Below are 21,211 nucleotides of genomic sequence, written 5' to 3' on the forward strand. Positions count from 1 at the left end.
TACCTTCGCCAGGGCGCATAGTGGCACGGCGACCCGCCGGTTACCATGATTCTCCGCAAAGGGGAGAGGCGTCGTTTAGGCTGGTACCGCCAGCTCGCGCGCCTGCGGCAGCGCCAGGCGCATCACATCGCGGGCGATCATCAGCTCTTCATTGGTATTGATCACCGCCACTTTGACCATCGCATTTTCGGCCTGAATAAAGGTGGCGTTGTGCTGGTTTTTCTCTTCATCGACCGAGAGCCCGAGGAAATTCAGGTTATGGCAGATGGCGCTCCTGGCTCGGGCGGAGTTTTCGCCGATGCCGCCGGTAAAGATCAGCGCGTCCAGGCCGCCCATCTGCATAATATAGCTGCCGATAGTGGCGCGAATGCGCTCGGCAAACAGCGAGAGCGCCAGGGCTGCCTGACGATTACCGCTGTCCGCCGCCTGCTCGACATCGCGATAATCGTGCGAGACGCCGGAAACGCCCAACAGGCCGGACTCGTTATTCAGCAGCTGATTCAGCTGCTCCGGCGTTTTACCCTCATGCAGCGCCAGCCACGGTAGAATCGACGGATCGATATCGCCGCTGCGGGTGCCCATCATCACCCCAGACTGCGGCGTAAAGCCCATTGAAGTGTTAACCGAACGCCCGCCTTTGATTGCGCAAACGCTGCTGCCGTTGCCGAGATGACAGCACACTACGCGCAGAGCGCTCAATGGTACGCCCAGCTTTTCCGCCAGCGTCGCGCTGACGTACTTATGGCTGGTGCCGTGGAAGCCGTAACGGCGAATGCCCAGCTCGCTGTAGTAGCGCCACGGCAGCGGATAGATAAACGCGCGCTCATCCAGCGTCTGGTGAAAAGCGGTATCAAACACCGCCACCGACGGCGCGTCGGGCAGCAGCTGGCGGAACACTTTGATGCCTAAGGCATTTACCGGGTTATGCAGCGGGGCCAGCTCTGCCAGGCGCTCGATTTCCGCTAAGGTGTCATCGGTCACCGGCGTCGAATCTTTAAAGCGCTCCCCGCCGTGCGCCACGCGGTGGCCGACGCCATCGATATCCTGCAAACTCTGGATAATCCGATGGTCGAGAAGCTTTTCCAGCAGCAGGGTGACGGCTTCACGGTGATCGGCTACGGGCGCCGTTTCCTGCCATTTTTGCGCCGGCGTTTTGAGGGTCACCTGGGCGTTTGCCATGCCGATACGCTCGATCAATCCCTGGCAGAGCATATCGCCCTGAGGCATCTCCAGCAGCTGGAATTTTAACGATGAACTGCCGGCATTAATGGCCATTATTTTGTAAGACATAAAGGTTCCTTCGAATTCAGAAAATCCAGCACGGCATCAAGACCCAGATTATTCAGCGCGCTGGTGATAAAAATCTGCTGGGCGCCAGCCTGCCTGAGCCACTCGCCGATTAGCGATATCCGCTGCGCATCGGCAAGGTCGGCTTTAGTGACCAGACCAATCGTCGGGCGGTTCATCGGAGCGGTAAAACCCGGAGAAAACGGCGACCACTGGGCGTCGGCGTTCAGCACCAGAGCGATAACGTCGGCCTCGCAGGCGCTGGTCAACAGAGCGCTATAAAGGCAGCGGTTCTCCAGATATTCGCCCGGCGTGTCGATGGCCATCGGCGACCATTCAATCGCCTGGGTTTTCTTATAATGGAGCGCTTCGCCGCGCAGGCCCTGGGTCAGCGAGGTTTTGCCGCACTGGCTGGGGCCGATCAACATCAGACGTTTCATCGCGCTACGTCCGGGTTATTGAGCAGGTAGTAAACTGCATCATCTCGCCCAGGGTGCGCGTCACCTGCCTGAGGGCGTACTCGACGGCGGAAACGTCGCCGGTCAGCACCACGGCGCCGGTAAAGCGGTCAAGAAAACCGATCTCCACCGCGCCGGATTTGGTGGCGATATCGCAGGCGATAATCGACGCTTCGCTGGGCGTAATGGTGAGGATGCCGATGGCGGACACCGCATCCTGTAGGCCGAGTTTCTTAAAGAGATCTTTCCCGGGATTGGCAATCAGGTGCGCGAGGGTTACCTGTTTCCCGGGAACGTATTCCTGAATCATGCGATCCGTTGTTGGCTGTCTTTCCATTATCCCTCCACCATCTGTCGCCACATGGCTTCATGCGGTCGCGGGATCACCGAACGATAAACCAGCAGCCCTTTTTCACCCGCGCTTTCGCTGGCTACCGTAACCGCGTTGTTGACGTCGGAAACGTCGCCCGCCACCACCATGTAGCATTTACCGCCGATGCCGAAGGCCATATGCACCCGTACCAGGGTGACGTTGGAGCCTTTCACCGCCCGGTCCGCGGCGCTGATGCAGGCCGCAACGCTCCAGGTTTCAACGATGCCGACTGCCTGGCGTTTGTCTACGCTGTTCAGGCCGCTGATGGCCGGGAGTACGCTGGGATGGATATTCGCCAGCACCAGGCTGTCGACGAGCATTTCGCCGGCCTGCGAAGTGCCGGTTTCAATGGCCTGCTGGATAGCGCCGATATCCCCGCCGAGCATCAACAGAAACTTACCCGGGCAGATAGTCTTGCTGACCAGCAGATTGACGTTGGCGCTTTTCAGCATCGCATCGCCGAGTTCCATTCCTTTGGCAATGCTGGTGAGTTCTAAAATTCCTATAGCCTGAGACATGGTTAACCTCTTACAACCGTGATGGCCTGTTCGCTGATGGCCGCAACCACGCCGTCGATGCTGGCGTGAACCGGCGCGCCTAATGCGCCTGCCGGGATATCGGCAACGCATTGCCCGCGGGTAACGCGTTCACCCACTGCAACGTTCGCTACCGCGCTGGCGCCGATATGCTGGCGCAACTGTAAAGTCACTGTTTCTACTGCCGGTTCGTCTTCCACCAGCGGCGCCTCCTGATACCAGGGGCTCAGCCCCAGTTTGGCGATCAGTCGCTTCACCGGCACGAGGCGATATTTCGCCATTTCGTCGGCCGGATAGAGCGGTCCTTCATAGCGCTGGTTTTGCGCGCGCAGCTCGCGTTTCAGCATGCGGTTGATGCGCATCGGCGAGATCCCCACCGGACAGGCCACGCTTTCGCAGACGTTGCATTCCGAACAGGTGAGCGCGCTCAGCAGCAGCTGGGGCGTGGCGGCCTGATGAAAGTTCACCGCCCGCACCAGCAGGTGCGGGGAGAGTTCGTGGCCGATCAGATGCCGTGGGCAGAGATCGGTACACAGGCGACACTGTTCGCAGACGGTACGGGCCACGGAAAGCACCGTGCGCTCGTCCTGCATCCGCCGCTGGATAAGCGGATGGCTTTTGGGCAGCACCAGCAGGCCGCCGGTAGTTTTGGTTACCGGGCTATCGAGAGCAGTCATCAGGCCGCCCATCATCGGGCCACCGTTAATAAAACCGGGGTCGTCGACCGTCGCGCCGCCCGCCAGCGCCAGCACTTCGCGCAGCGACATGCCGATGGGGACGGTGACGGTCAGCGGTCGGGCGACCGCGCCGTTAACGGTTAGCGTGCGGCGGGTCACCGGGAACTGCTGCTCAACCGCACGGGCAATATTGAGCACCGTTTGTACGTTATTCACCACGACCCCAACGCTGGCTGGCAGCGCGGCGGGCGCGACCCGGCGACCGGTAGCCAACCAGATAGTCAGCACCTCATCGCCTGCGGGATAGACATCCGGCAGAATATGCAGGCGAATACCGGCAGGCAGCAGCGGGGTAAGGGCATCGATAGCCCGGCGGTACTTCTCTTTCAGGGCAATCACCCCTTCGCGCGCGCCGGTTGCCGTCATCGCGTACTGCACGCCGCGGACCAGACGTGCAGCCTGCTGCCACATTAGCTGCTGGTCGACCTTGAGCATCGGTTCGCACTCGGCGGCGTTAACCAGAAAGATCTCCACCTGCGCCTGCAGCTTCACGTGGGCGGGAAAACCTGCTCCACCCGCGCCGACTACGCCCGCAGCGCGCACGCGCTCGCGGATCTCCTCGGCGCTTCTGGCCATTTCAACAGCGTTGACGGCGGTACTCATCGCAGTTCCTCCAGCAGTTCCTGAATTTCCCCGGCGCTGGCCGGGCGAGGATTCGTGCGCAAGGTCACGTCAGCCAGTGCGGCCTGCACCATGGCCGGAATGCGCGCTGAGTACGCGGCACGTCCCTCTTTCAGCGCGACCGCCAGTGACGGCAGCGCACAGCGCTGCTTGAGCCGTTCGATTTGCTGGATCAGCGCATTGATCGCCGTACTATCGCTGGCGTCTGCCGGACAAAAGCCGCAGGCTTTGGCCAGCCGCGCGTAGCGTTTTCCGGCGCGCGGATGACCGGCGTTAAAGCGGATAACCGCGGTTAACAGCAGCGCGTTGGCCAGTCCATGCGGGAGATGAAACTGCCCGCCAAGCTGGTGGGCGATAGCATGGTTAAGCCCCAGCCCCGCCTGGCTGAACGCCATCCCGGCAAGCGTTGAGGCATTGTGCATTTTCCCGCGCGTCGCCACGCAGTCGCCTTTTTCCACCGCCGTGGGCAGATACTGGAACACCAGTTTGGCGGCTTTTTCCGCCAGCGCGTCGGTAAAGTCGCTGGCGTGCGGAGAGACCCACGCCTCCAGCGCGTGGGTCAGCACGTCCATGCCGGTGTTGGCCGTAATCTGCGGCGGCACGCTGACCACCAGCTCCGGGTCAAGGATCGCCATATCGGGATAGAGCGCATTGTTGAACAGCGGGTACTTGATGCCTTTATCCGGATCGCTAATTACGCAGGCGCTGGTCACTTCTGAACCGGTACCGCTGGTGGTCGGTATGGCCACGCAGGTTTCGATGCTGATGCCGCTCTGCTGACTGAACCAGACGATAGCTTTCGCCGCATCCATTGCCGATCCGCCGCCGAAGCCGATGACCACTTGCGGCTGCAGGGCCTGCATTTGCGCAATGCCCTGTACCACGGTGTGGATAGTGGGATCCGGGGTTATCTCGCTAAAGACGCTAATGCGGTTATCTGCGGGCAACGCCTGACGCAGGGTTTCCAGCAGCGGCGAGCGCGCCAGAAAGCCATCGCAGATAATCCAGATGTGCTTGTTGGTAAAGCGCTTGAGCACCGCCAGGCTACCCTGACCGCTGTACAATCGCGTTTGTAGTGAGAAAGTCTTCATCGCGACCTCGGTTAGCGAATGGAAAAGCCGTTGGTCAGCACGCAGCGACGGGAGCGGGCAAACGTGCGCGCCGAGGTTGTCCCTTCACCGGTCGGCGTGGCGATAGTAAAGGTGGTAAAGCCTTCGCCGCCGACGCCGATCCCGGCATAAGAGGGGCCGTTCTTGACGAATATCGAGGTTTGCAGGGTGCGGGCCGCGAGGTTCAGGCGCGACACGTTCTGCGAGTGCATAATGGCGGTATGATGCAGTCCCTCTTCAACCTTCAGCGCCAGGGCCAGCGCGCTATCGAAATCGCTAACTTTCACTATCGGCAGCATCGGCATCAGCTGCTCGCTGGTAACCCACGGATCGTCGGCGTTAACCAGCGCTATCAGTAGACGCGGCGCTTTCGCCGGAACGGCGATCCCGGCCGCTTCGAGCATGGCTGATGGGCTTTTGCCGACCAGTTTTTTATTCGCCTGGCCTTCAGGCAGGCAGGCGGCCCGGAGTCTGTCGGTGTCGGCCGGGCTCAGCAGCAGCGCGCCGAAGGTTTGCATTTGCTGCACCAGACGTTCGGCGACGCTCTCCACCACAATCAGGCTCTTCTCGGCAATGCAGGGCAGGTTGTAATCGAACGAGGCGCCGTTGATGATATCTTCCGCCGCTTTAACCAGATCCGCCGTTTCATCAACGATGCAGGGCGGGTTACCCGCGCCAGCGCCAATGACTTTCTTACCGCTCTTCATGCCCATCGCCACAATTCCCGGGCCGCCGGTAATGGCCAGAACCGCAATGCGCGGATGGGCCATCATCTGCTGGGTGGCTTCAAACGTCGGTTCCGCCACGGTGACCACCAGATTGCGGATGCCGCAGCAGCGGAAAACAATCTCTTCAATCATGCTAATCAGCTTCAGAGAGACCTTTTTTGCTCCCGGGTGCGGGCTGAAATAGACGCTGTTGCCCGCCGCCAGCATGCTGATGCTGTTGTTGATGATGGTCTCCGTCGGGTTGGTGCTCGGCGCGACCGACCCGATAACGCCAAACGGCGAATACTCAAACAGCACCATGCCGCCGTCGCCGGTCAGCGCCGTGGTGGTGAGATCTTCCACGCCCGGCGTGTTGTCCAGCGCAGCTTTGTTTTTCAAAAATTTATCTTCTTTGTTGCCCATCCCCGTTTCATTGGCGCTCTCTTCCGCCAGGGCGGCCAGATGCGGCGTCAGCTCCTGACGCATTGCGCTAATGATGGCGCTGCGGGTTTTTAGCGGGCACTGCTGATAACGTAAGAACGCCTGATGCGCGGCATCAATGGCCTCGCTCACGGACTGAAAAATCCCTTTGCCCTGCGCCGGGTTTGGCGTTTGGGCTGGGGTTAACTGTTCGCTAAGAATGGTGCGAATAAGCGTTTCGAGTTCAGAAGTATTCATTGATGAGTTCCCACGTTAATGGCCGCGATGGCGGTCTGTGCGATATCCATGTCCTGTTCAACGCTGCCGCCGCTGATGCCAAGACCCCCAATTAATGAGCCGTCGCGCCACAGGGCGTAACCGCCGCCAAAGGTCACCACTTTTCCCTGCAAATGCGTTTCGAGGCCATAAAGCGCGGCGCCCGGCTGAACGGCCTCGCTCAGCTCATGGGTCGCCGTTTTCATCGCCACCGCGGTCCAGGCTTTTTTCGGCGCCAGTTCGCTGCTGACCAGCAGGGCGTCCGGCATCCGCCAGGTCACGGTTTCGGTGCCGTGTGCGTCAACGATGCTGATCACCACCGGCACCTGAAGCTGCTGCGCGCGCTCAACGGCGGCGCGGGTGAGCTGGTGCAGATCGTGGAATGAAAGGTCCAGGGGCGTCTTCTCCTTGCTGCGGCTCGGTAGAGTGGCGGCCAGATAGCGCCGGCTCACTTCACGAATGATGTTGTTCTGGTGCGCATCGCTATCTTCCGCGCGCGCCAGGGCGTACAGGCAGTCTGACAAGCGATTGATGTAGCGCATCAGCACCTGGCGCACGTTGACTTCCGCCGCCAGCTCAACCAGTCGCCGTTCGGCCCGGCGGGCCAGCGTGCGGGCAAAATGCAGGCGGCTCGCGGCTTCGCAGCGGCCGGGTAAAATAAAGCTGTGCAGCGGCTCGACGCGGGCCATGGCCCGATCGATGGCGGCTTCCAGAGCGGAAATCTCTTCGCTGCTGATGTAGCGCTGTTTCGGCGACGGCCGTTCGCTGTCGCTGGCCAGTTCTGCGCTAAACCAAAAAAGCTGCTGCTGGATGGCCTCAAGTAAGGCGCGGTGATTTTCATCCGCGGCGGCGCAGGCGCACAGGCTCAGCGCGGCGTTCAGCTCATCCAGCGTGCCGTAGGCTTCAACCCGCGGGTGGGTTTTACTCACCCGCTGGCCGGTAAAGAGTGAGGTGGTGCCAGCGTCGCCCGTTCGGGTATAAATCGCCATATTCGCTCCTTAACGTGAAAGCGTATCGACAATGCCGACAACGGCGAGGTCGATGGCCTCGTTTGGCCCGGAAAAAACGTGCCTGGCGCTGGAGCCGCCGCTGAGCAGAACCAGCTCGCCGATCCCCGCGCCGACGGAATCCACGGCGACTTCATCACCGGAGGTCGGCGAGGCGGGAAGCTCGCCATCGGCGCTGACCCGCCGCACCAGCAGCAGCTTTTTGCCGATCAGGGAAGGCGATTTTTGCGTGGAGACAACCGCGCCCGTGACTCGTGCCAGATGCATGATTTACTCCTGCTTAATTAATTGAATATGCCGCGCCTGTACCGCTTCGCGCGCCAGCGCGGTCACGATGCATTTGCGGTGGATAACCAGGCGACCCTGACCCAGCTGCGCGACGTCGCGATAGCTCAGCACCGATCCTGCGTGCAGGATCAGCGGCAGCCCGCGCTCGTCGGTGAAGATCGCCGGCAGGCGCGCCAGTTTTTTGACCGGGATAACCGGCAGCAGCTGGCTGTGCAGGGTGAGCTGCACGCGGATGCCGAAAGCCAGCGCGTCGTGAATTTTCCGGGCCGCAGGATCGTCGGTTTCCGCCTCCGTCAGCTGGCCCAGCAGCGGCAGGTCGACAAGCAGGATGTGCAGCGAGGCGTGCTGGCTGAACAGCCCGGGGCAGTCGGCATTGCGCAGCTGCGCAACGCTCAGCGTCGCCGTGCTATGGGCGCGACGCTGCAGCCTGGAGACGATTTCCTCCACGATGCGCTGCAGAACTTCGCCGTTCATCGCGGGCCTACCAGCCGGGCAAAGGCCTGCGGATTATCGGCGCCGGCGGCGTTGGCTTCATCGGTATCAATGTGCATTTCGAGACGCATATCCGGTGAAACGCGAATCGCCACGTTGTTGAAAATCAGCCCGCGCTCGTTGCCTTCAATGGCCACGGAGACCCTATCGCCGTGGGAAACCCGCAGGATCAGCGCATCGAGCGGCGACATATGAATATGCCGCTGCGCGACGATAACTCCTGACGACAGCGTCAGTTCGCCATAGGGGCTGACCAGACGGATGCCCGGCGTCCCTTTCAGATCGCCGGACATTCTTAGCGGCGCCGCAACCCCCAGGGTTCGGGCATCGGTACGCGATATTTCCACCTGGCTTACCGAACGCAGTGGGCCGAGCAGGCGCACATTTTTAAGCTGCCCCTTCGGCCCTACCAGGGTGACGGTTTGCTCCGCAGCGTACTGTCCCGGCTGCAGCAGCGCTTTTTTCTCGCTGATGGGATGGCCAGGAAACAGGCGTTCATAATCCGACGCCGACAGGTGGATATGACGATTTGAAACCCCCAGCGGAATGGGCCGCAGACGCATCTCGTCGAGGACTTTACTGACCGTTGATTCGAGAAGCTGTTTATCCATTACGCTTCACCTCGCTTGCCGGGATGAATGCAAAGGGTGCGCGGCTCGCCCTTCTGGCGCGGACATTTTGGATCCAGGCACAGGTTGCAGCTGACCACGCCTTGTTGCTGGAGGGGCTCTTCTGCTGGCGCTTCAGAAACGACATTAGCCGTCTCTGACTCTTCAGGCTCAGGTTCCATGACGGAGGGTGGGGCAGCCTCTACGGGCAGGATCCCTTCTCCGGGTCTGGCGATGACTTTATGAGCCACCAGACCGTTTCGCTGTTCGGCAAACAGTGCACCGGTGGTGATGGCCGCCTGTACTGAGGCCACATCACCGGTAATTTTAATGACCGTCCAGCCTGAACCATTGGTCTTTTCGAGGGCGACCAGCGTGATAGAAGCGGATTTCGCCATGATATCGGCGCAGCTAATAGCCAGTGCCAGACCACAAACTTCAAGTAATCCCAGTGATTGCTTCACGCGGTGCTCCTTATTCGCCATCAATCAGGCTGATTTCGGTAAAATGGCCTCAACGTCGCTGTGCGGACGCGGGATCACGTGGCAGGATTTCACTTCGCCTACGACGCTTGCCGCCGCGCTGCCCGCATCTACCGCCGCTTTGACCGCGCCGACATCGCCGCGAACCATGACGGTCACCAGACCCGAGCCAATTTTTTCGTAGCCGACCAGCTGCACGTTGGCCGATTTCACCATCGCATCGGCGGCCTCAATGGCGCCTACTAACCCTTTTGTTTCAACCAGTCCCAGTGCGTTATTCATACTGCTGTTCTCCTGTTGCTTCGCTATTCAGATCCCGGAACGGGATCCCTTTGACCAGCCGTGCCGCGTTATTACCGGTGTTACGTTGGGCCTGACTGTCCTGATGATGCATCAGCGTAAAAAGCGGCGCCGATGCGGGTAAATTCTTGTAGTGCACGACCAGCGTATGGCGGTCGCAGGCGATGCCCACCAGTAGCGGCGAGCTGCGCGCCGCCTGCCAGGCGCTGTCCACGACATCCCCGGCCGGGTGATGCTGGAGCAGGAAAGGAATGCCTTCCTCTTCGATACCCAGCAGCACGTCGCGCCACAGGCCGTCGCAGCCGTCGATGGCGGCGATCACAATAGCCGGGGCGCTGTGATTACTGTCCATGCGCGAACTCCTTATGCCAGGAGAGAATCAGGCCGGTGGCCACCGCGTTTCTGGGGCCCTCGCTGCCGCGAATATTTCCCCGCCCGGCAACCAGGCGGTAGTGCGCCAGCGCATCGGTGACCAGCTGCGGGACCTCGAAATCCAGCGACGAACCGCCGACCAGCACCACGAACGGAATATCGCGAATGTTGCCGGTGGGGCTGACCTGACGCAGTGCGCGCAGGGCGTTGGTGACAAAGACCCGCTCTTTGGCGCTGCGGCGAATGGCGCGTACTTTTTCCAGCGCTAAGTCGCCGGGTAGCGGCACCAGTTCGTCCGGTTTCACCACGCAGACGCGGGCGAATACGGCGGGGGGCAGCGGCGTGGAGAAGAACTGCACGCTGCCGTCCTCGTGGCGTAAATGGAACAGGCTTTCCACCTTGGCCAGCGGGTACTTCTTGATCTCTTCCGCCAGATAGCGGTCTTCCAGCCCCAGCTCGCGGGCAATAATCATCGTCACCATATCGCCTGCTCCGGCGAGGTGAGTGGCGATGATTTCGCCTTTGGGGTTGATGATGGAGGCATCGGTGGAGCCTGCGCCGAGGTCGAGGATCGCCAGCGGTCGGGTGGTACCCGGCGTGGTCAGCGCGCCCAGAATGGCGGCTTCGGCCTCGGCGCCGCCGATCTGCACGTCGATATTGAGCTTCTGCTCGATTTCGCGGGCAATCATCGCCATCTGCAAACGATCCGATTTCACCATTGAGGCGATGCCCACGGCCTGCTCAAGCGAGAACTCCCCGGCAAGACCGCCGGTGACGCTCACCGGCACCGAAGTATCGACGGCCAGCAGGTCCTGAATGAATATTTCGCTGCTGGGCTTGTTGGCCAGCTCGGCCATGGTCTGGCGCACGTGTTCCAGCATGCCGCCGATATTGGTCCCCGACTCGCCGGTGACGTTATCGAGCTTGCCGCAGCCGTCGACCGCTTTCATGATGGCTTCGGCGCCAGCGGCAACGTCTACGCGTACGCTCCGGCCCTGGGCCAGCAGCTCAAGGTTACCGGCGGGTATCGCGCGCGCTTTGACGTCACCGGATGGCGTTTTGACCACCACGGCGGAACGGTTGCCAATCAGCGCACGAGCCATCGGGACGATGTTTTTCGTCTCCTCGGCGTTGAGGTGGAATACGGTGGCGATGCCGTAGGGGTTAGAGAGCGTTTCGATGACCTTCCCCGGGACGGCGACCTCAATTGCCGCCAGCATTCCCAGCGGAATGCGTTCGATGTACAGCACTTCGTCAACAATCGGCAGCGGTTTTTCCAGCCGGTTGCTGACCAGTACGCCATCGTCACGTTGCAAAATGACGCCGGTAATCTGATATCCGGCGCGCAGGGAAGCGTTAATCACGCTGGCGATATCGGCAAAATCGAACGCCGACGACACCACCAGGATATAGGGCGCGTCCGCCGGGCGGGTTAACAGCTCCTGCGGCGTAATGGTGATGCCCACGCCAAGCCCCGCGCCGCCGGGCGTTTTCGGGTTATGGCCGATCATGGTCGATTCGGTGATGATGGTCTCGGTAATGGTTTCCATCGCCACATCGCCAATCACCGGCGTAGCTTCATTAATGCGGATGAGCGAAATATCGCTGACAGCGATCCCGGCGCCTCTGGCGACGAGGGCGAGCGCCTCCTGAATACCGAACACGTTACGCAACGTGCCTTTGATCCCGGTGGTTTCCGCCAGCGCGCTGTGGGTGATTGTCAGCGTGCCAGCCTCATTCAGAGTCGCCAGGGCGACTTCCGTCGATGAGTTGCCGATATCAATGCCAGCTATATATCGCATACGAAATCCTTAATCGTCGCCTTTGAGTTTTTTACGCTCGACGTACAGCGTGGCCGCCTCGCGAACGAAAGCGGCGCAAATCTTCGCCTGATAGCGGCTTTCGAGATCGTCGGCAATCGCCATCAGCTCTTCTTTGGTGGAACGATACGGACGAAGGGCGTTGTAGATTTCAAGAATGCGATCGTCCGGTACCGCGGTCAGTTCGGCGGCGCGCTCGAAGTTCATCGCCAGCCGGTCGCGGCCCGCGTCCCTGGCGATAGAAGCCTGTAAGCGCAGCGTTTCCGGGGTAATACGCATATCCTGGGCGGTAACGTTGTTGCTCAGCACGTTTTCCAGCGTAAAGTCGTCCAGCGTTTTATTGGTGGCGGTTTTCACCCATTCCGGGTGTTTGTTCGCCAGCGGGTAGTCGCTGACCTTTGCGCTACGGGACGCGCCGTCTACCGCCGGAGCCGCCGTCGGCGCCTCGCCCTGCAGGCTGTTCATGCGGCTTAATACGTCGCGCACCATCGATTCAATTGCGTCGGTATTCATGGAGTTATCCTTTATCAAAGCGCCACGCGCAGTTCCTGCGGGTTTTTGCCCGTTACCACGTACTTGGTCTCTTTAATGTGCAAAATGGCCGATTTCGCCTGGTATTTTGGCCGCGCCATCTGGTCGTTCAGCGTCGGGACCGGCTGCGGCGATTCGCGTTTCGCATAGCGGGCGGCGTTTTTACCAATCTGGCGATAGGTTTCCAGGGTCAGCAGTGGCGCCTGGGGGAACAGTTCCAGGTTAGAGAGCGGCGGCAGCCCCTGCTGGTGGATCACCGTGGTGCCTTTTGACTGGATGCCGATAGAGATGCCGGAACCGCTCAGGCGATTGCCTTCAACGGCGACGAAGGCCACGTCGGAGGATTTAAAGCAGCGAATCACGCGCGCCTTAATGCCTTCTTCTTCAATACCGGCAATGACTTCGCGCAAAATGCTCTTATGCGGTATGCCGACGATATTGACGGTCTGCGCCAGGCCGAAAGCCGGGCCGACGGCGATAATCACTTCGTCCTGCTGGGTTCCCTGACGCGCTTCGCCCACTTCCGTCAGGAAGCCGTCGCCGGCGGGCGGCGTGGCCTGGGGCGCTGCGGAGGCCGCTGGCGCAGTAAACGAGACGGGTTTATCGCTGCCCTTCATCTCGCTGAGCACGTCTTCAATTATCTGGCGCAGCAATTTTTCATTAATTTCCATTTCTCACCCCTTAATCAATCTCGTTGGGATCAAGAGCGCCAGGGATGTTTTTAATCTCTTCCCAGCGTTCGCCCTGCAGGCGATAGCCCGTTGCCGGACCGGCATAGTCGTTAACGTCGTTGACGGCTGACAGCACCTGCCCATCGCCGACGATAATTGCGGAGGTATGCAGATAGTCTCCGGTCAGCTTGGCTTTCTGGATGTTGAGCATGTCCTGGGCCACGTCGGTGAACCCGCCCTGCGCCAGCGCTTTCACTACTTCCAGGCCGTTGCGGTTTTTATTGATGATTTCCTGGGCGAACTTGATGTCTTCGACGATGTTGCGCTCCGGCATATCTTTCGAACCGTGGGCGTAGGTCGCGGCTTCCACTTCTTCATCGGTAATCGGCGGCAGCCCCATTCCGGCAAAAACGGCCTGCAGCGCGCGGGCAGCCTTATTACGGATGGCAATAACATCTTCTTCGCGAACCGGACGCAGACCGCCGTCCACCTTCAGGTCGCGCTGGATGACGTTGTAGTCGTCAAAGTCTTCGGCATCTTCGTTGGAACCGGCGAACATGTTGTCGTAGTTCGGCACCGCGGAATAACCGGAAGAGATAAAGTCGGTCCCCGGCAGAAACTGCATCAGCAGGCGCGCGGTACGACGCATATCGGAGTGGGTGAAGGTCTGGTCGTTACTGGAGGCGCACTCCAGATCCAGCGACGAACAGATCAGGTTTTCCGCCAGCACCGCGCGAATGCCGGAAGGCACCGCAGACGGCACGCCGATGCAGCTAACGGAACCGTTTTGCAGGCCCTGTACGCCCGCGGCTTTGGTGATGTAGATGCAGCGCGCTTCCAGGTAAAGCATGGATTTGCCTTCGGCATAGCCCATCTGCACTTCGGAGCCGGAGCCGGAGGTGAAGCGCATTTTCAGACCGCGAGAGGCGTAGGAGGAGGCTAAGAAACCCTTCGACCACGGCGTGTCGTCGCCGTCGGTAAAGACCGGTTCGGTACCGTAGACAGAGATGGTTTCGGCGTAGCAGGTGTGGCCCAGCATGCCGAGCTTCAGCTCGGTGGCTTCTTCCAGCGAGCACTGAGTCAGTACGCCCGGACGGCCTACCTGCGAGCCGACCAGCAGCGCGATGGCGTTGAACGGCGCGTAGCGCGCTACCGCAACGGTGGTTTCCTGTTCGTCAAATCCGCGCCATGCGCCTTCGGCGGCGTCGGCGGCAATCTGTACCGGGTTATCTTTGACGTTGGTGACGTGCGCCTGCTGGGATGGGGTGCGGCGGGCGCGCATTTTCTGCATCGCCATCATCATCTCAACGACGTTCATATGCGAAACCACTTCGACAATTTTTGCCGGCGTCATCGCGGTGGTCAGCGGGACGATTTCGCTGCGTTTAACGTTCGGATCGCACAGCATGTTGGCCAGCTTGACCGAATCCATCGCCATCACTTCTTCGGCGCGATTCAGGTTGATACCGTAGCGGGCGATAAAGTGGTCAATCAGGTCAAAATCGCTCACCGGTTTCCCGTCCAGCTCGGTCACCGCGCCGTTAACGATTTTTATCGACGGTTTCGGATCGTTCGGGCTTTCCATCGCGATAAAGCCTTCTTCGATCCACTCCTTAACGAAGCCGTCCTGATTCACAGGGCGTTTCGCCAGTGCTTCAAATCTTTTCGATCTCATGAATCAGCCTCGTGGGTATCAGATGTAGGACGGGCGATCGTTTTTCGGTTCAGAACCGAGGGTCGCAAGGACGGTTTTACCGATTTCGCGCGCGGAGGTGACTGCCTGGCGGACCGCGCCGGAGTCGCCGGAAATCACCAGGATGGCTTCGTTACTGAAGCTGGTGCCGTGCGCCGGAGAGCTATACGCCACGACTTCCACGTTGGCTGACTTCAGGGCGGTATCGGCCATCAGCACGCCAACGGAGGCCGGTGCGCCGACGATAATGCCGCAGGCGCGGCCAATCGGCGCGCCGAAGGCTTTTTCCAGGGCGTAGCTGGCGCGGGCGGTGTACTGCAGCTCGATATGTCCGGCTTCATTGCCGTAAACATCGCCGAAGGTGCGGTCGAGCTCTTTCAGCGCCACTTCAATCCCGCGCTTAACGTCGGACACGTCGTTGCCGCCTAAAATAATCAACGAACCGTGGCCCGCGCCGCCTTTGGTATCGCGCGGCAGCTCAATGCTGACCACTTCGGTGTTGGTGGCTTTCACCGCTTCGTCCGCCGCCATAATGTGCGGGCCAGCGCCGGTGCGGGCGCCGAGAATGCCGATGGAGCGATAGCGCTTTTCAAGCTTCATCGCGTCCAGCAGGGCGGTATCGACGTTGGCGATAACCAGACCCAGGGTGTCGCCAATGGCGGTCCCGACAAATTCCGTTAAACTGCAGCTTTTTTCTGCCATAGCCGTCTCTCGTATTGGATGGTTTTCAGTAGGGATGGCCTGCTGTTCCGGCGTTGCCACGCGGGCAATCACCTGAGCCATGATCTGTTCAACCAGCTCATTGCTGCTCATTGGCTAATTCCCTTCGGTAAGATTTTTTCTACATCGGTGTGAGGGCGTGGGATGACGTGTACGGCTTTCACTTCACCCACGTTACGTGCGGCGGCGGCGCCCGCATCGGTGGCCGCTTTTACTGCGCCAACGTCGCCGCGCACGATGACGGTTACCAGCCCGGAGCCAATCTTTTCATAGCCCACTAACATCACATTGGCTGACTTAACCATTGCATCAGCGGCCTCTATGGCTGCGGTTAAGCCTTTGGTTTCTACCATTCCTAGTGCTTCTTGTTGCATAAAGACCTCGCATGGAGTGTTCCGATAGTGGGGACTATAAGAAGATGCGAGGAAAAAGAATGGCTGACTTCAATGTGATGGTGAAAAAATAGTGGGTATTGGATAAGATAAAATTGTCGTTTATTTATTTAAGTGTTTGATGTTATTTGTTATTTTTATTTTCGCTGATGTGATTATCTTGTTTTGTATATTCCATATTTACAAATTTGTTCATGACGATTTTAATTTTATCTGCTATGTGCGAGAAACTGATTTGTGATGTTTGTTGGAAAACGATGAGTTGGTTTTAGCAATATTTTTGCATGCCATGGCGGTGGCATAATGGCGAAAGCCGCGGGTCAGTAATGCAATTCTGCGTTATTTAATGACAATAATTTGTTATTGATACCCGAATTTTCCGGAGGCTGCCGTCAGCAGGTTGCCAACAATTTGCGGACGGGAGTTCATATAGTGGTGCGCGTTGTACTCTACTGCCAGCAGGATGTTGGCTGGTCAGGACACGAACTCTGCTAAGAAGGTGTCACCATGAATGATTCGTTAAAAGCGCAATGTACCGCCGAGTTTCTGGGCACCGGGCTGTTTTTGTTTTTCGGCATCGGCTGCCTGAGCGCGTTAAAGGTGGCGGGCGCCAGCCTCGGACTGTGGGAGATATGCATTATCTGGGGTCTGGGGATCTCGCTTGCCGTGTATCTGACGTCGGGAATATCCGGCGGGCATCTCAACCCGGCGGTGACCGTCGCGTTATGGCTGTTTGCCTGCTTTCCCGGCCGAAAAGTTTTTCCCTATATCGTTTCACAGGTTGCCGGCGCCTTTGGCGGCGCGGTGCTGGCCTATGTGCTGTACAGCACGATGTTCACCGAGTTTGAATCCGCCCACCATATCGCGCGCGGCAGCGTAGAGAGCCTGCAGCTGGCGAGTATTTTCAGCACCTACCCGGCGGCATCGCTGAGCATCTGGCATGCGGCGCTGGTTGAAGTGGTGATCACCTCCATGCTGATGGGGATGATTATGGCGCTGACCGACGACGGCAACGGCGTACCGAAAGGGCCGCTGGCTCCGCTGCTGATCGGCCTGCTGGTGGCGGTCATTGGCGCTTCAACCGGGCCGCTAACCGGCTTTGCGATGAATCCGGCGCGTGATTTTGGGCCGAAGCTGTTTACGTGGATGGCGGGTTGGGGCGATATCGCGATGACCGGCGGAAGGGATATTCCGTACTTTATTGTGCCGATTATTGCGCCATTGATCGGCGCCTGTCTCGGCGCGGCCATCTATCGTTATCTGATTGGTAATAATCTACCGTGTAATACCTGTAAATTAGAGGATTAAGGTCACGGCTGAAATAGCCAAAAATTTTCATGAACCGGTATCACGAACTCGCCAAAAACGTCTCCCACGGATGGGAGACTTTTGCTATCGTATTATTCTTTTATCGTTGGCGGCAATGGATGATGAAAGGAAGTAAATATTAAAGAAATGTTTTATTTATAACAAAAAATTAACTGAGAGGTTTTATCATGATTTCTGCGAGCACACTGAACTCAGAACTCATTAATAAAATCGCACAGGATTTTGCGCAGGCCACCAGTCTGGCGGTGGTGGTCGTCAATATTCATGGTGATGAAATATCTGAACTGTTTAACTTCACCCCTTTTTGCCAGCTGATGCGCCAGCATCCCCAGCACAGCACCCGCTGTCGAATGAGCGACCGCTGCGGCGGGCTTGAGGCGTCTAAAACCGATCAGCTCTGTATCTACCGCTGCCACGCCGGGTTAACCGATTTCTCCATTCCTCTGGTCATTGCCGGGCACCTTGTGGGCTTTGTGCTTTGTGGCCAGGTGCGCTTAAGCAACGATGTTGAACTGGTCGATATCCTCAACGTGGATGACCGCTGGCAGGCCGACCCCGAGCTGCTTAAAGCGTTTCGCGACGTGCCGGAAATGGACTACGCCAGAGTGATTGCTTCTGCTGATTTACTGAAGCTCATCGTCGAAAACTGCCTTAAAAAACAGCTCAACTTTGTGGTGATTAAAGATAATCCCCAGCAGCCGGAACCTGCGCGCGCCAGCCGCGTTGCCAGCCCTCATGACAGCAAAATGAAGAAGGCGCTGCGCTACATTGACGCCCATTTATCCGACGAGCTTCGCCTGGAAGACGTCGCCGCTCACGTTTATCTCAGCCCCTATTACTTCAGTAAGCTGTTCAAAAAATATCAGGGTATCGGCTTTAATGCCTGGGTCAACCATCAGCGGATGGTGAGCGCCAAAGAGCTGCTATGCCACAGCGACTGGAGCATCGCCAGCATTGCGCGGAATTTAGGATTTTCGCAAACCAGCTATTTTTGCAAAGTTTTTCGCCAGGCCTATCAGGTGACTCCGCAGGCCTATCGTCAGCAAATTAACGCCAGATCACAAACTGAGTCAGTTTAAATGACAATAATTTGTTATCGCCGGTTTTTGTTATACCCGCTTATCCTGCTCATTCTAAAATGAAAATATCTCATTCACAGCAATAAATTGTCATAGCGCAACAAAATAATAATGAGAGAACGATAAACTGCACCAGTTTTTATTTATTTGATGGGATAGAGTGATATCCGAAATGGCTTTCAGCGCGCCATCGGCGTAATGAAATAGCTTTGGTATTTAAAAATTAAACACGACGGAAGCCATCCTGCTTCCGTAAGATGTTCCGGGAATCATTCAAGTGGATTTCATCCCGCTCGAATCATGACGGACTAAACCGACAGGCGCCAGGGAAGGGGGTGTGAATCCCCCGCAGCCCCCGCTGCTGTGATGCTGACGAACCCATATTTAGCCACTGATCTGTTTACCGGATTGGGAAGGATGGGGAAGGACGACGCTAAGCCAGAAGACCTGCCTGTCGGTAATAATCAACAACTTCGGTGGGAAGTGGGTTGCTCAGATGCGTACAGTCGAAAGACTGGGAATGCACGCAGCCCTACCACCCGGCACAGGATCGGGGTATGGCAGCCAGGCAGCACGCATTCATTCTCGCAGGTACCGGCAGCGGTTGTGGTAAAACTACGGTCACGCTTGGCCTGCTCAGCCTGTTGAAGCAGCGCGGCATGCGGGTTCAGCCCTGCAAAGTCGGCCCGGACTACCTCGACACCGGCTGGCACACCGCCGTCAGCGGCGTCGCTTCCCGCAACCTCGACAGCTTTATGCTCCCGGAGCCGGTGCTTAACGCGCTATTTTGCGAACAGATGCAGCGGGCGGATATCGCGGTCATTGAGGGCGTGATGGGGCTGTATGACGGCTTCGGTACCGACCCTGGCTACTGCAGCACCGCCGCGATGGCTAAACAGCTCGGCTGTGCGGTCATTTTGCTGGTAGATGGCAAAGCGGTTTCCACCTCCATCGCCGCCACGGTGATGGGATTTCAACACTTCGACCCCAGCCTCAACATTGCCGGCGTTATCGTCAACCGCGTCAACAGCGAATCCCATTATCAGCTTCTCAAAGGCGCCATTGAACGCTACTGCGGGCTGCCGGTGCTCGGCTACGTACCGCGAGTGGAAGGGGTGGCGTTACCCGAACGCCATCTGGGGCTGGTTACCGCCCGCGAGTCGCTGGTCAATCAGCAGCCGTGGCGCGATTTTGCCCAAACGCTGGCGCAAACGCTGGATATTGAACAGCTTCTTACCCTCAGCCAGCTCTCCATCCTGCCCGCCGGGGAGTGGCCGGCGCTGCCGTCTCCTGATGCTGGCGCGGGCCTGACGCTGGCGCTGGCCGACGACGAGGCCTTCAACTTTTACTACCCGGATAACCTCTCGCTGCTTGAACGCTGCGGAGTGAATATCGTGCGCTTCAGCCCGCTGCACGATAGCGAGCTGCCACCGTGCCAGATGATTTGGCTCGGCGGCGGCTATCCGGAAATTCATGCTGCCGCGCTGGCGGCCAATACGCCGATGCTGGCGCAGCTGCGGGAGGCGCACCGGCGCGGGGTGGCGATTTACGCCGAATGCGGCGGTTTGATGTATCTCGGCAGCTCCCTGGAAGACGCCAGCGGCGACATCTATCCGATGGCCAACCTGATCCCCGGCCACAGCAAGATGGGCAAACGGCTTACCCGCTTTGGCTACTGCGAGGCGCGGGCGATGCGGCAAACGCTGCTGGCGGCGCCCGGCGAAACCCTGCGCGGGCATGAATTTCACTACTCGGATTTTACTCCCGAGTCCCCGGCGGTTCTGGCCTGCCGCAAGGTCCGCGACGGTATGACCCTTCAGCAGTGGTCCGGCGGCTGGCAGGTGGGCAACACGTTCGCCAGCTATCTGCACCTGCACTTTGCGCAGCGCCCCACCATGCTCAACCACTGGCTGGCTGCGGCAAGGAGCGCGCTATGACGCTGCTGGCATGGGGCGTTGCCTGGCTCCTCGATTTTATCATCGGCGATCCGCAGAGCTGGCCGCATCCGGTGCGCTGGATTGGCAGCCTGATCGCCGCCGTTCAGCGCGGCGTGCGCCGCTATTGCCGCAGCGATGTCGCCCTGCGCGTCGGCGGCGGGGTGATGTGGATAGTTGTGGTCGGACTAACGTGGAGCGTCTGCTGGGGCGTGCTGACGCTGGCGCAGAGGATTCATCCGTGGCTTGGCTGGCTGGTTGAGGTCTGGATGATTTTCACCGTGCTGGCCGGACGCTGCCTGGCGCAGTCGGCGCGGGACGTCGAGCGCCCGCTGCGCGCGGGGGATCTGGCGGAAAGCCGCGTCAAACTCTCATGGATTGTCGGGCGCGACACGACGCAGCTTGCGCCGCAGCAGATTAATCGCGCGGTGGTGGAAACCGTCGCGGAGAACACCGTTGACGGGATTATCGCGCCGCTCTTCTTCCTGCTGCTCGGCGGCGCGCCGCTGGCGATGGCCTATAAAGCGGTCAACACCCTGGATTCGATGGTCGGCTATAAGCACGAAAAATACCGGGCCATCGGCATGGTCAGCGCCCGCCTCGATGATGTCGCCAACTTTATCCCCGCTCGCCTGAGCTGGCTGCTTATCAGCCTCGCCGCTTTCCTCTGCGGTGAAGCGGGCGGCCGCGCGCTGCGCATCGGCTGGCGCGACCGCTACAACCACAGCAGCCCGAACTGCGGATGGTCGGAGGCCACCGTCGCCGGGGCGCTCGGCATCCGGCTTGGCGGCCCTAACGATTACTTTGGACAGCGCGTGGAGAAGCCGTGGATTGGCGAGGCGACGCGCGATATTTCCGTAGACGATATTTCCCGAACGATTCGACTGATGTGGGTGTCTTCGACCCTGGCGCTGGCGCTGTTTATGGCGATCCGGTTCTGGCTGGTCGGCGCAGCCTGAGGACAAATGA

Annotated in this window: 24 protein-coding genes and 1 riboswitch; of the genes, 4 read left to right on the plus strand and 20 right to left on the minus strand. The window is 59.1% G+C overall.

The features are described 5' to 3' along the window. Positions 1-75: 75 nt before the first annotated feature. Genes LGM20_RS04785 through pduA form a run of 20 tightly spaced genes read right to left on the minus strand, consistent with a single transcriptional unit; the run spans position 76 to position 15,882 of the window. Positions 76-1,290, minus strand: coding sequence for an acetate/propionate family kinase (locus LGM20_RS04785; protein WP_044524614.1), 1,215 nt, complete (start codon positions 1,288-1,290; stop codon positions 76-78). Beyond that, complete coding sequence (gene pduV, locus LGM20_RS04790) at positions 1,275-1,727, minus strand: propanediol utilization protein PduV (protein WP_004105216.1); 453 nt, start codon at positions 1,725-1,727, stop codon at positions 1,275-1,277. Before pduV ends, LGM20_RS04785 begins: the two co-directional genes overlap by 16 nt. Before the next feature lie 4 nt (positions 1,728-1,731). Further along, positions 1,732-2,082 (minus strand): propanediol utilization microcompartment protein PduU, encoded by a 351-nt coding sequence (gene pduU / locus LGM20_RS04795; RefSeq protein ID WP_032453966.1) that lies wholly within the window; start codon positions 2,080-2,082, stop codon positions 1,732-1,734. Continuing rightward, entirely contained in the window at positions 2,082-2,636 is a 555-nt protein-coding gene (gene pduT, locus LGM20_RS04800; protein WP_000075777.1) for a propanediol utilization microcompartment protein PduT, read from the minus strand. Before pduT ends, pduU begins: the two co-directional genes overlap by 1 nt. 2 nt (positions 2,637-2,638) lie before the next feature. Further along, positions 2,639-3,994 carry a cobalamin reductase PduS gene (gene pduS, locus LGM20_RS04805; protein WP_004105191.1) on the minus strand — a complete coding sequence of 452 codons (1,356 nt, stop codon included), beginning with the start codon at positions 3,992-3,994 and terminating at the stop codon, positions 2,639-2,641. After that, positions 3,991-5,103 (minus strand): 1-propanol dehydrogenase PduQ, encoded by a 1,113-nt coding sequence (gene pduQ / locus LGM20_RS04810; protein WP_044524611.1) that lies wholly within the window; start codon positions 5,101-5,103, stop codon positions 3,991-3,993. Before pduQ ends, pduS begins: the two co-directional genes overlap by 4 nt. 11 nt (positions 5,104-5,114) lie before the next feature. Beyond that, positions 5,115-6,506 carry a CoA-acylating propionaldehyde dehydrogenase PduP gene (gene pduP / locus LGM20_RS04815; RefSeq protein ID WP_044524610.1) on the minus strand — a complete coding sequence of 464 codons (1,392 nt, stop codon included), beginning with the start codon at positions 6,504-6,506 and terminating at the stop codon, positions 5,115-5,117. Continuing rightward, positions 6,503-7,513 (minus strand): two-domain cob(I)yrinic acid a,c-diamide adenosyltransferase PduO, encoded by a 1,011-nt coding sequence (gene pduO / locus LGM20_RS04820; RefSeq protein WP_004115028.1) that lies wholly within the window; start codon positions 7,511-7,513, stop codon positions 6,503-6,505. Before pduO ends, pduP begins: the two co-directional genes overlap by 4 nt. A gap of 9 nt (positions 7,514-7,522) precedes the next feature. Continuing rightward, on the minus strand, positions 7,523-7,798 hold the full coding sequence (pduN, locus tag LGM20_RS04825) for a propanediol utilization microcompartment protein PduN (RefSeq protein ID WP_000549823.1): 276 nt from the start codon (positions 7,796-7,798) through the stop codon (positions 7,523-7,525). A gap of 3 nt (positions 7,799-7,801) precedes the next feature. Further along, a complete protein-coding gene (pduM, locus tag LGM20_RS04830; protein WP_044524607.1) occupies positions 7,802-8,293 on the minus strand; it encodes a microcompartment protein PduM in 492 nt (163 codons plus the stop codon). Further along, the gene (locus tag LGM20_RS04835; RefSeq protein WP_044524606.1) at positions 8,290-8,922 is read right to left on the minus strand and encodes a phosphate propanoyltransferase; all 633 of its coding nucleotides are present in this window, start codon (positions 8,920-8,922) and stop codon (positions 8,290-8,292) included. Before LGM20_RS04835 ends, pduM begins: the two co-directional genes overlap by 4 nt. Beyond that, positions 8,922-9,404: a BMC domain-containing protein gene (locus tag LGM20_RS04840; RefSeq protein WP_087849666.1), complete on the minus strand. Its 483-nt coding sequence runs from the start codon at positions 9,402-9,404 to the stop codon at positions 8,922-8,924. Before LGM20_RS04840 ends, LGM20_RS04835 begins: the two co-directional genes overlap by 1 nt. A 3-nt stretch (positions 9,405-9,407) precedes the next feature. Next, the gene (pduJ, locus tag LGM20_RS04845) at positions 9,408-9,683 is read right to left on the minus strand and encodes a propanediol utilization microcompartment protein PduJ (RefSeq protein ID WP_001057755.1); all 276 of its coding nucleotides are present in this window, start codon (positions 9,681-9,683) and stop codon (positions 9,408-9,410) included. Then, on the minus strand, positions 9,676-10,053 hold the full coding sequence (gene pduH / locus LGM20_RS04850; RefSeq protein ID WP_032453958.1) for a propanediol dehydratase reactivase beta subunit PduH: 378 nt from the start codon (positions 10,051-10,053) through the stop codon (positions 9,676-9,678). The genes pduJ and pduH overlap by 8 nt, the downstream gene beginning before the upstream one ends. Next, positions 10,043-11,875, minus strand: a complete 1,833-nt coding sequence (gene pduG / locus LGM20_RS04855; protein ID WP_044524602.1) for a propanediol dehydratase reactivase alpha subunit PduG — start codon at positions 11,873-11,875, stop codon at positions 10,043-10,045. The genes pduH and pduG overlap by 11 nt, the downstream gene beginning before the upstream one ends. Positions 11,876-11,884: 9 nt before the next feature. Further along, a complete protein-coding gene (pduE, locus tag LGM20_RS04860; protein ID WP_044524600.1) occupies positions 11,885-12,406 on the minus strand; it encodes a propanediol dehydratase small subunit PduE in 522 nt (173 codons plus the stop codon). 14 nt (positions 12,407-12,420) lie between these two features. Further along, entirely contained in the window at positions 12,421-13,095 is a 675-nt protein-coding gene (pduD, locus tag LGM20_RS04865) for a propanediol dehydratase medium subunit PduD (RefSeq protein WP_023290878.1), read from the minus strand. Positions 13,096-13,105: 10 nt separating this feature from the next. Further along, on the minus strand, positions 13,106-14,770 hold the full coding sequence (pduC, locus tag LGM20_RS04870; RefSeq protein ID WP_004105132.1) for a propanediol dehydratase large subunit PduC: 1,665 nt from the start codon (positions 14,768-14,770) through the stop codon (positions 13,106-13,108). 18 nt (positions 14,771-14,788) lie between these two features. Further along, the gene (gene pduB / locus LGM20_RS04875) at positions 14,789-15,601 is read right to left on the minus strand and encodes a propanediol utilization microcompartment protein PduB (RefSeq protein ID WP_004105122.1); all 813 of its coding nucleotides are present in this window, start codon (positions 15,599-15,601) and stop codon (positions 14,789-14,791) included. Continuing rightward, positions 15,598-15,882, minus strand: coding sequence for a propanediol utilization microcompartment protein PduA (pduA, locus tag LGM20_RS04880; RefSeq protein ID WP_001183618.1), 285 nt, complete (start codon positions 15,880-15,882; stop codon positions 15,598-15,600). Before pduA ends, pduB begins: the two co-directional genes overlap by 4 nt. Before the next feature lie 525 nt (positions 15,883-16,407). On the opposite strand from pduA, the gene pduF reads away from it, so the two are divergent. From pduF to cbiB, 4 genes are all read left to right on the plus strand, one after another. After that, positions 16,408-17,208, plus strand: coding sequence for a propanediol diffusion facilitator PduF (gene pduF / locus LGM20_RS04885; RefSeq protein ID WP_004105118.1), 801 nt, complete (start codon positions 16,408-16,410; stop codon positions 17,206-17,208). A gap of 188 nt (positions 17,209-17,396) precedes the next feature. Next, positions 17,397-18,308 (plus strand): transcriptional regulator PocR, encoded by a 912-nt coding sequence (pocR, locus tag LGM20_RS04890; RefSeq protein ID WP_023290877.1) that lies wholly within the window; start codon positions 17,397-17,399, stop codon positions 18,306-18,308. Positions 18,309-18,609: 301 nt separating this feature from the next. Then, positions 18,610-18,777: riboswitch (cobalamin riboswitch) on the plus strand. Positions 18,778-18,865: 88 nt separating this feature from the next. Further along, positions 18,866-20,245 (plus strand): cobyrinate a,c-diamide synthase, encoded by a 1,380-nt coding sequence (locus LGM20_RS04895; protein WP_044524595.1) that lies wholly within the window; start codon positions 18,866-18,868, stop codon positions 20,243-20,245. Further along, a complete protein-coding gene (cbiB, locus tag LGM20_RS04900; protein ID WP_044524594.1) occupies positions 20,242-21,201 on the plus strand; it encodes an adenosylcobinamide-phosphate synthase CbiB in 960 nt (319 codons plus the stop codon). Before LGM20_RS04895 ends, cbiB begins: the two co-directional genes overlap by 4 nt. Positions 21,202-21,211 lie beyond the last annotated feature (10 nt).

Source organism: Klebsiella quasipneumoniae subsp. quasipneumoniae (genome assembly GCF_020525925.1).
Taxonomy (GTDB): Bacteria; Pseudomonadota; Gammaproteobacteria; order Enterobacterales; family Enterobacteriaceae; genus Klebsiella; species Klebsiella quasipneumoniae.

Excerpts from the sequence above, each read along its gene's own strand:
- pocR (WP_023290877.1), top strand. The coding sequence starts at position 17,397 with ATGATTTCTGCGAGCACACTGAACTCAGAACTCATTAATAAAATCGCA.
- LGM20_RS04895 (WP_044524595.1), top strand. The coding sequence starts at position 18,866 with ATGGCAGCCAGGCAGCACGCATTCATTCTCGCAGGTACCGGCAGCGGT.
- pduH (WP_032453958.1), bottom strand. The coding sequence starts at position 10,053 with ATGGACAGTAATCACAGCGCCCCGGCTATTGTGATCGCCGCCATCGAC.
- pduE (WP_044524600.1), bottom strand. The coding sequence starts at position 12,406 with ATGAATACCGACGCAATTGAATCGATGGTGCGCGACGTATTAAGCCGC.
- cbiB (WP_044524594.1), top strand. The coding sequence starts at position 20,242 with ATGACGCTGCTGGCATGGGGCGTTGCCTGGCTCCTCGATTTTATCATC.
- LGM20_RS04840 (WP_087849666.1), bottom strand. The coding sequence starts at position 9,404 with ATGGCGAATAAGGAGCACCGCGTGAAGCAATCACTGGGATTACTTGAA.
- pduF (WP_004105118.1), top strand. The coding sequence starts at position 16,408 with ATGAATGATTCGTTAAAAGCGCAATGTACCGCCGAGTTTCTGGGCACC.
- pduC (WP_004105132.1), bottom strand. The coding sequence starts at position 14,770 with ATGAGATCGAAAAGATTTGAAGCACTGGCGAAACGCCCTGTGAATCAG.
- pduV (WP_004105216.1), bottom strand. The coding sequence starts at position 1,727 with ATGAAACGTCTGATGTTGATCGGCCCCAGCCAGTGCGGCAAAACCTCG.
- pduU (WP_032453966.1), bottom strand. The coding sequence starts at position 2,082 with ATGGAAAGACAGCCAACAACGGATCGCATGATTCAGGAATACGTTCCC.
- LGM20_RS04835 (WP_044524606.1), bottom strand. The coding sequence starts at position 8,922 with ATGGATAAACAGCTTCTCGAATCAACGGTCAGTAAAGTCCTCGACGAG.
- pduD (WP_023290878.1), bottom strand. The coding sequence starts at position 13,095 with ATGGAAATTAATGAAAAATTGCTGCGCCAGATAATTGAAGACGTGCTC.
- pduM (WP_044524607.1), bottom strand. The coding sequence starts at position 8,293 with ATGAACGGCGAAGTTCTGCAGCGCATCGTGGAGGAAATCGTCTCCAGG.
- pduQ (WP_044524611.1), bottom strand. The coding sequence starts at position 5,103 with ATGAAGACTTTCTCACTACAAACGCGATTGTACAGCGGTCAGGGTAGC.
- pduB (WP_004105122.1), bottom strand. The coding sequence starts at position 15,601 with ATGAGCAGCAATGAGCTGGTTGAACAGATCATGGCTCAGGTGATTGCC.
- pduS (WP_004105191.1), bottom strand. The coding sequence starts at position 3,994 with ATGAGTACCGCCGTCAACGCTGTTGAAATGGCCAGAAGCGCCGAGGAG.
- pduA (WP_001183618.1), bottom strand. The coding sequence starts at position 15,882 with ATGCAACAAGAAGCACTAGGAATGGTAGAAACCAAAGGCTTAACCGCA.
- pduJ (WP_001057755.1), bottom strand. The coding sequence starts at position 9,683 with ATGAATAACGCACTGGGACTGGTTGAAACAAAAGGGTTAGTAGGCGCC.
- pduN (WP_000549823.1), bottom strand. The coding sequence starts at position 7,798 with ATGCATCTGGCACGAGTCACGGGCGCGGTTGTCTCCACGCAAAAATCG.
- pduO (WP_004115028.1), bottom strand. The coding sequence starts at position 7,513 with ATGGCGATTTATACCCGAACGGGCGACGCTGGCACCACCTCACTCTTT.
- LGM20_RS04785 (WP_044524614.1), bottom strand. The coding sequence starts at position 1,290 with ATGTCTTACAAAATAATGGCCATTAATGCCGGCAGTTCATCGTTAAAA.
- pduT (WP_000075777.1), bottom strand. The coding sequence starts at position 2,636 with ATGTCTCAGGCTATAGGAATTTTAGAACTCACCAGCATTGCCAAAGGA.
- pduG (WP_044524602.1), bottom strand. The coding sequence starts at position 11,875 with ATGCGATATATAGCTGGCATTGATATCGGCAACTCATCGACGGAAGTC.
- pduP (WP_044524610.1), bottom strand. The coding sequence starts at position 6,506 with ATGAATACTTCTGAACTCGAAACGCTTATTCGCACCATTCTTAGCGAA.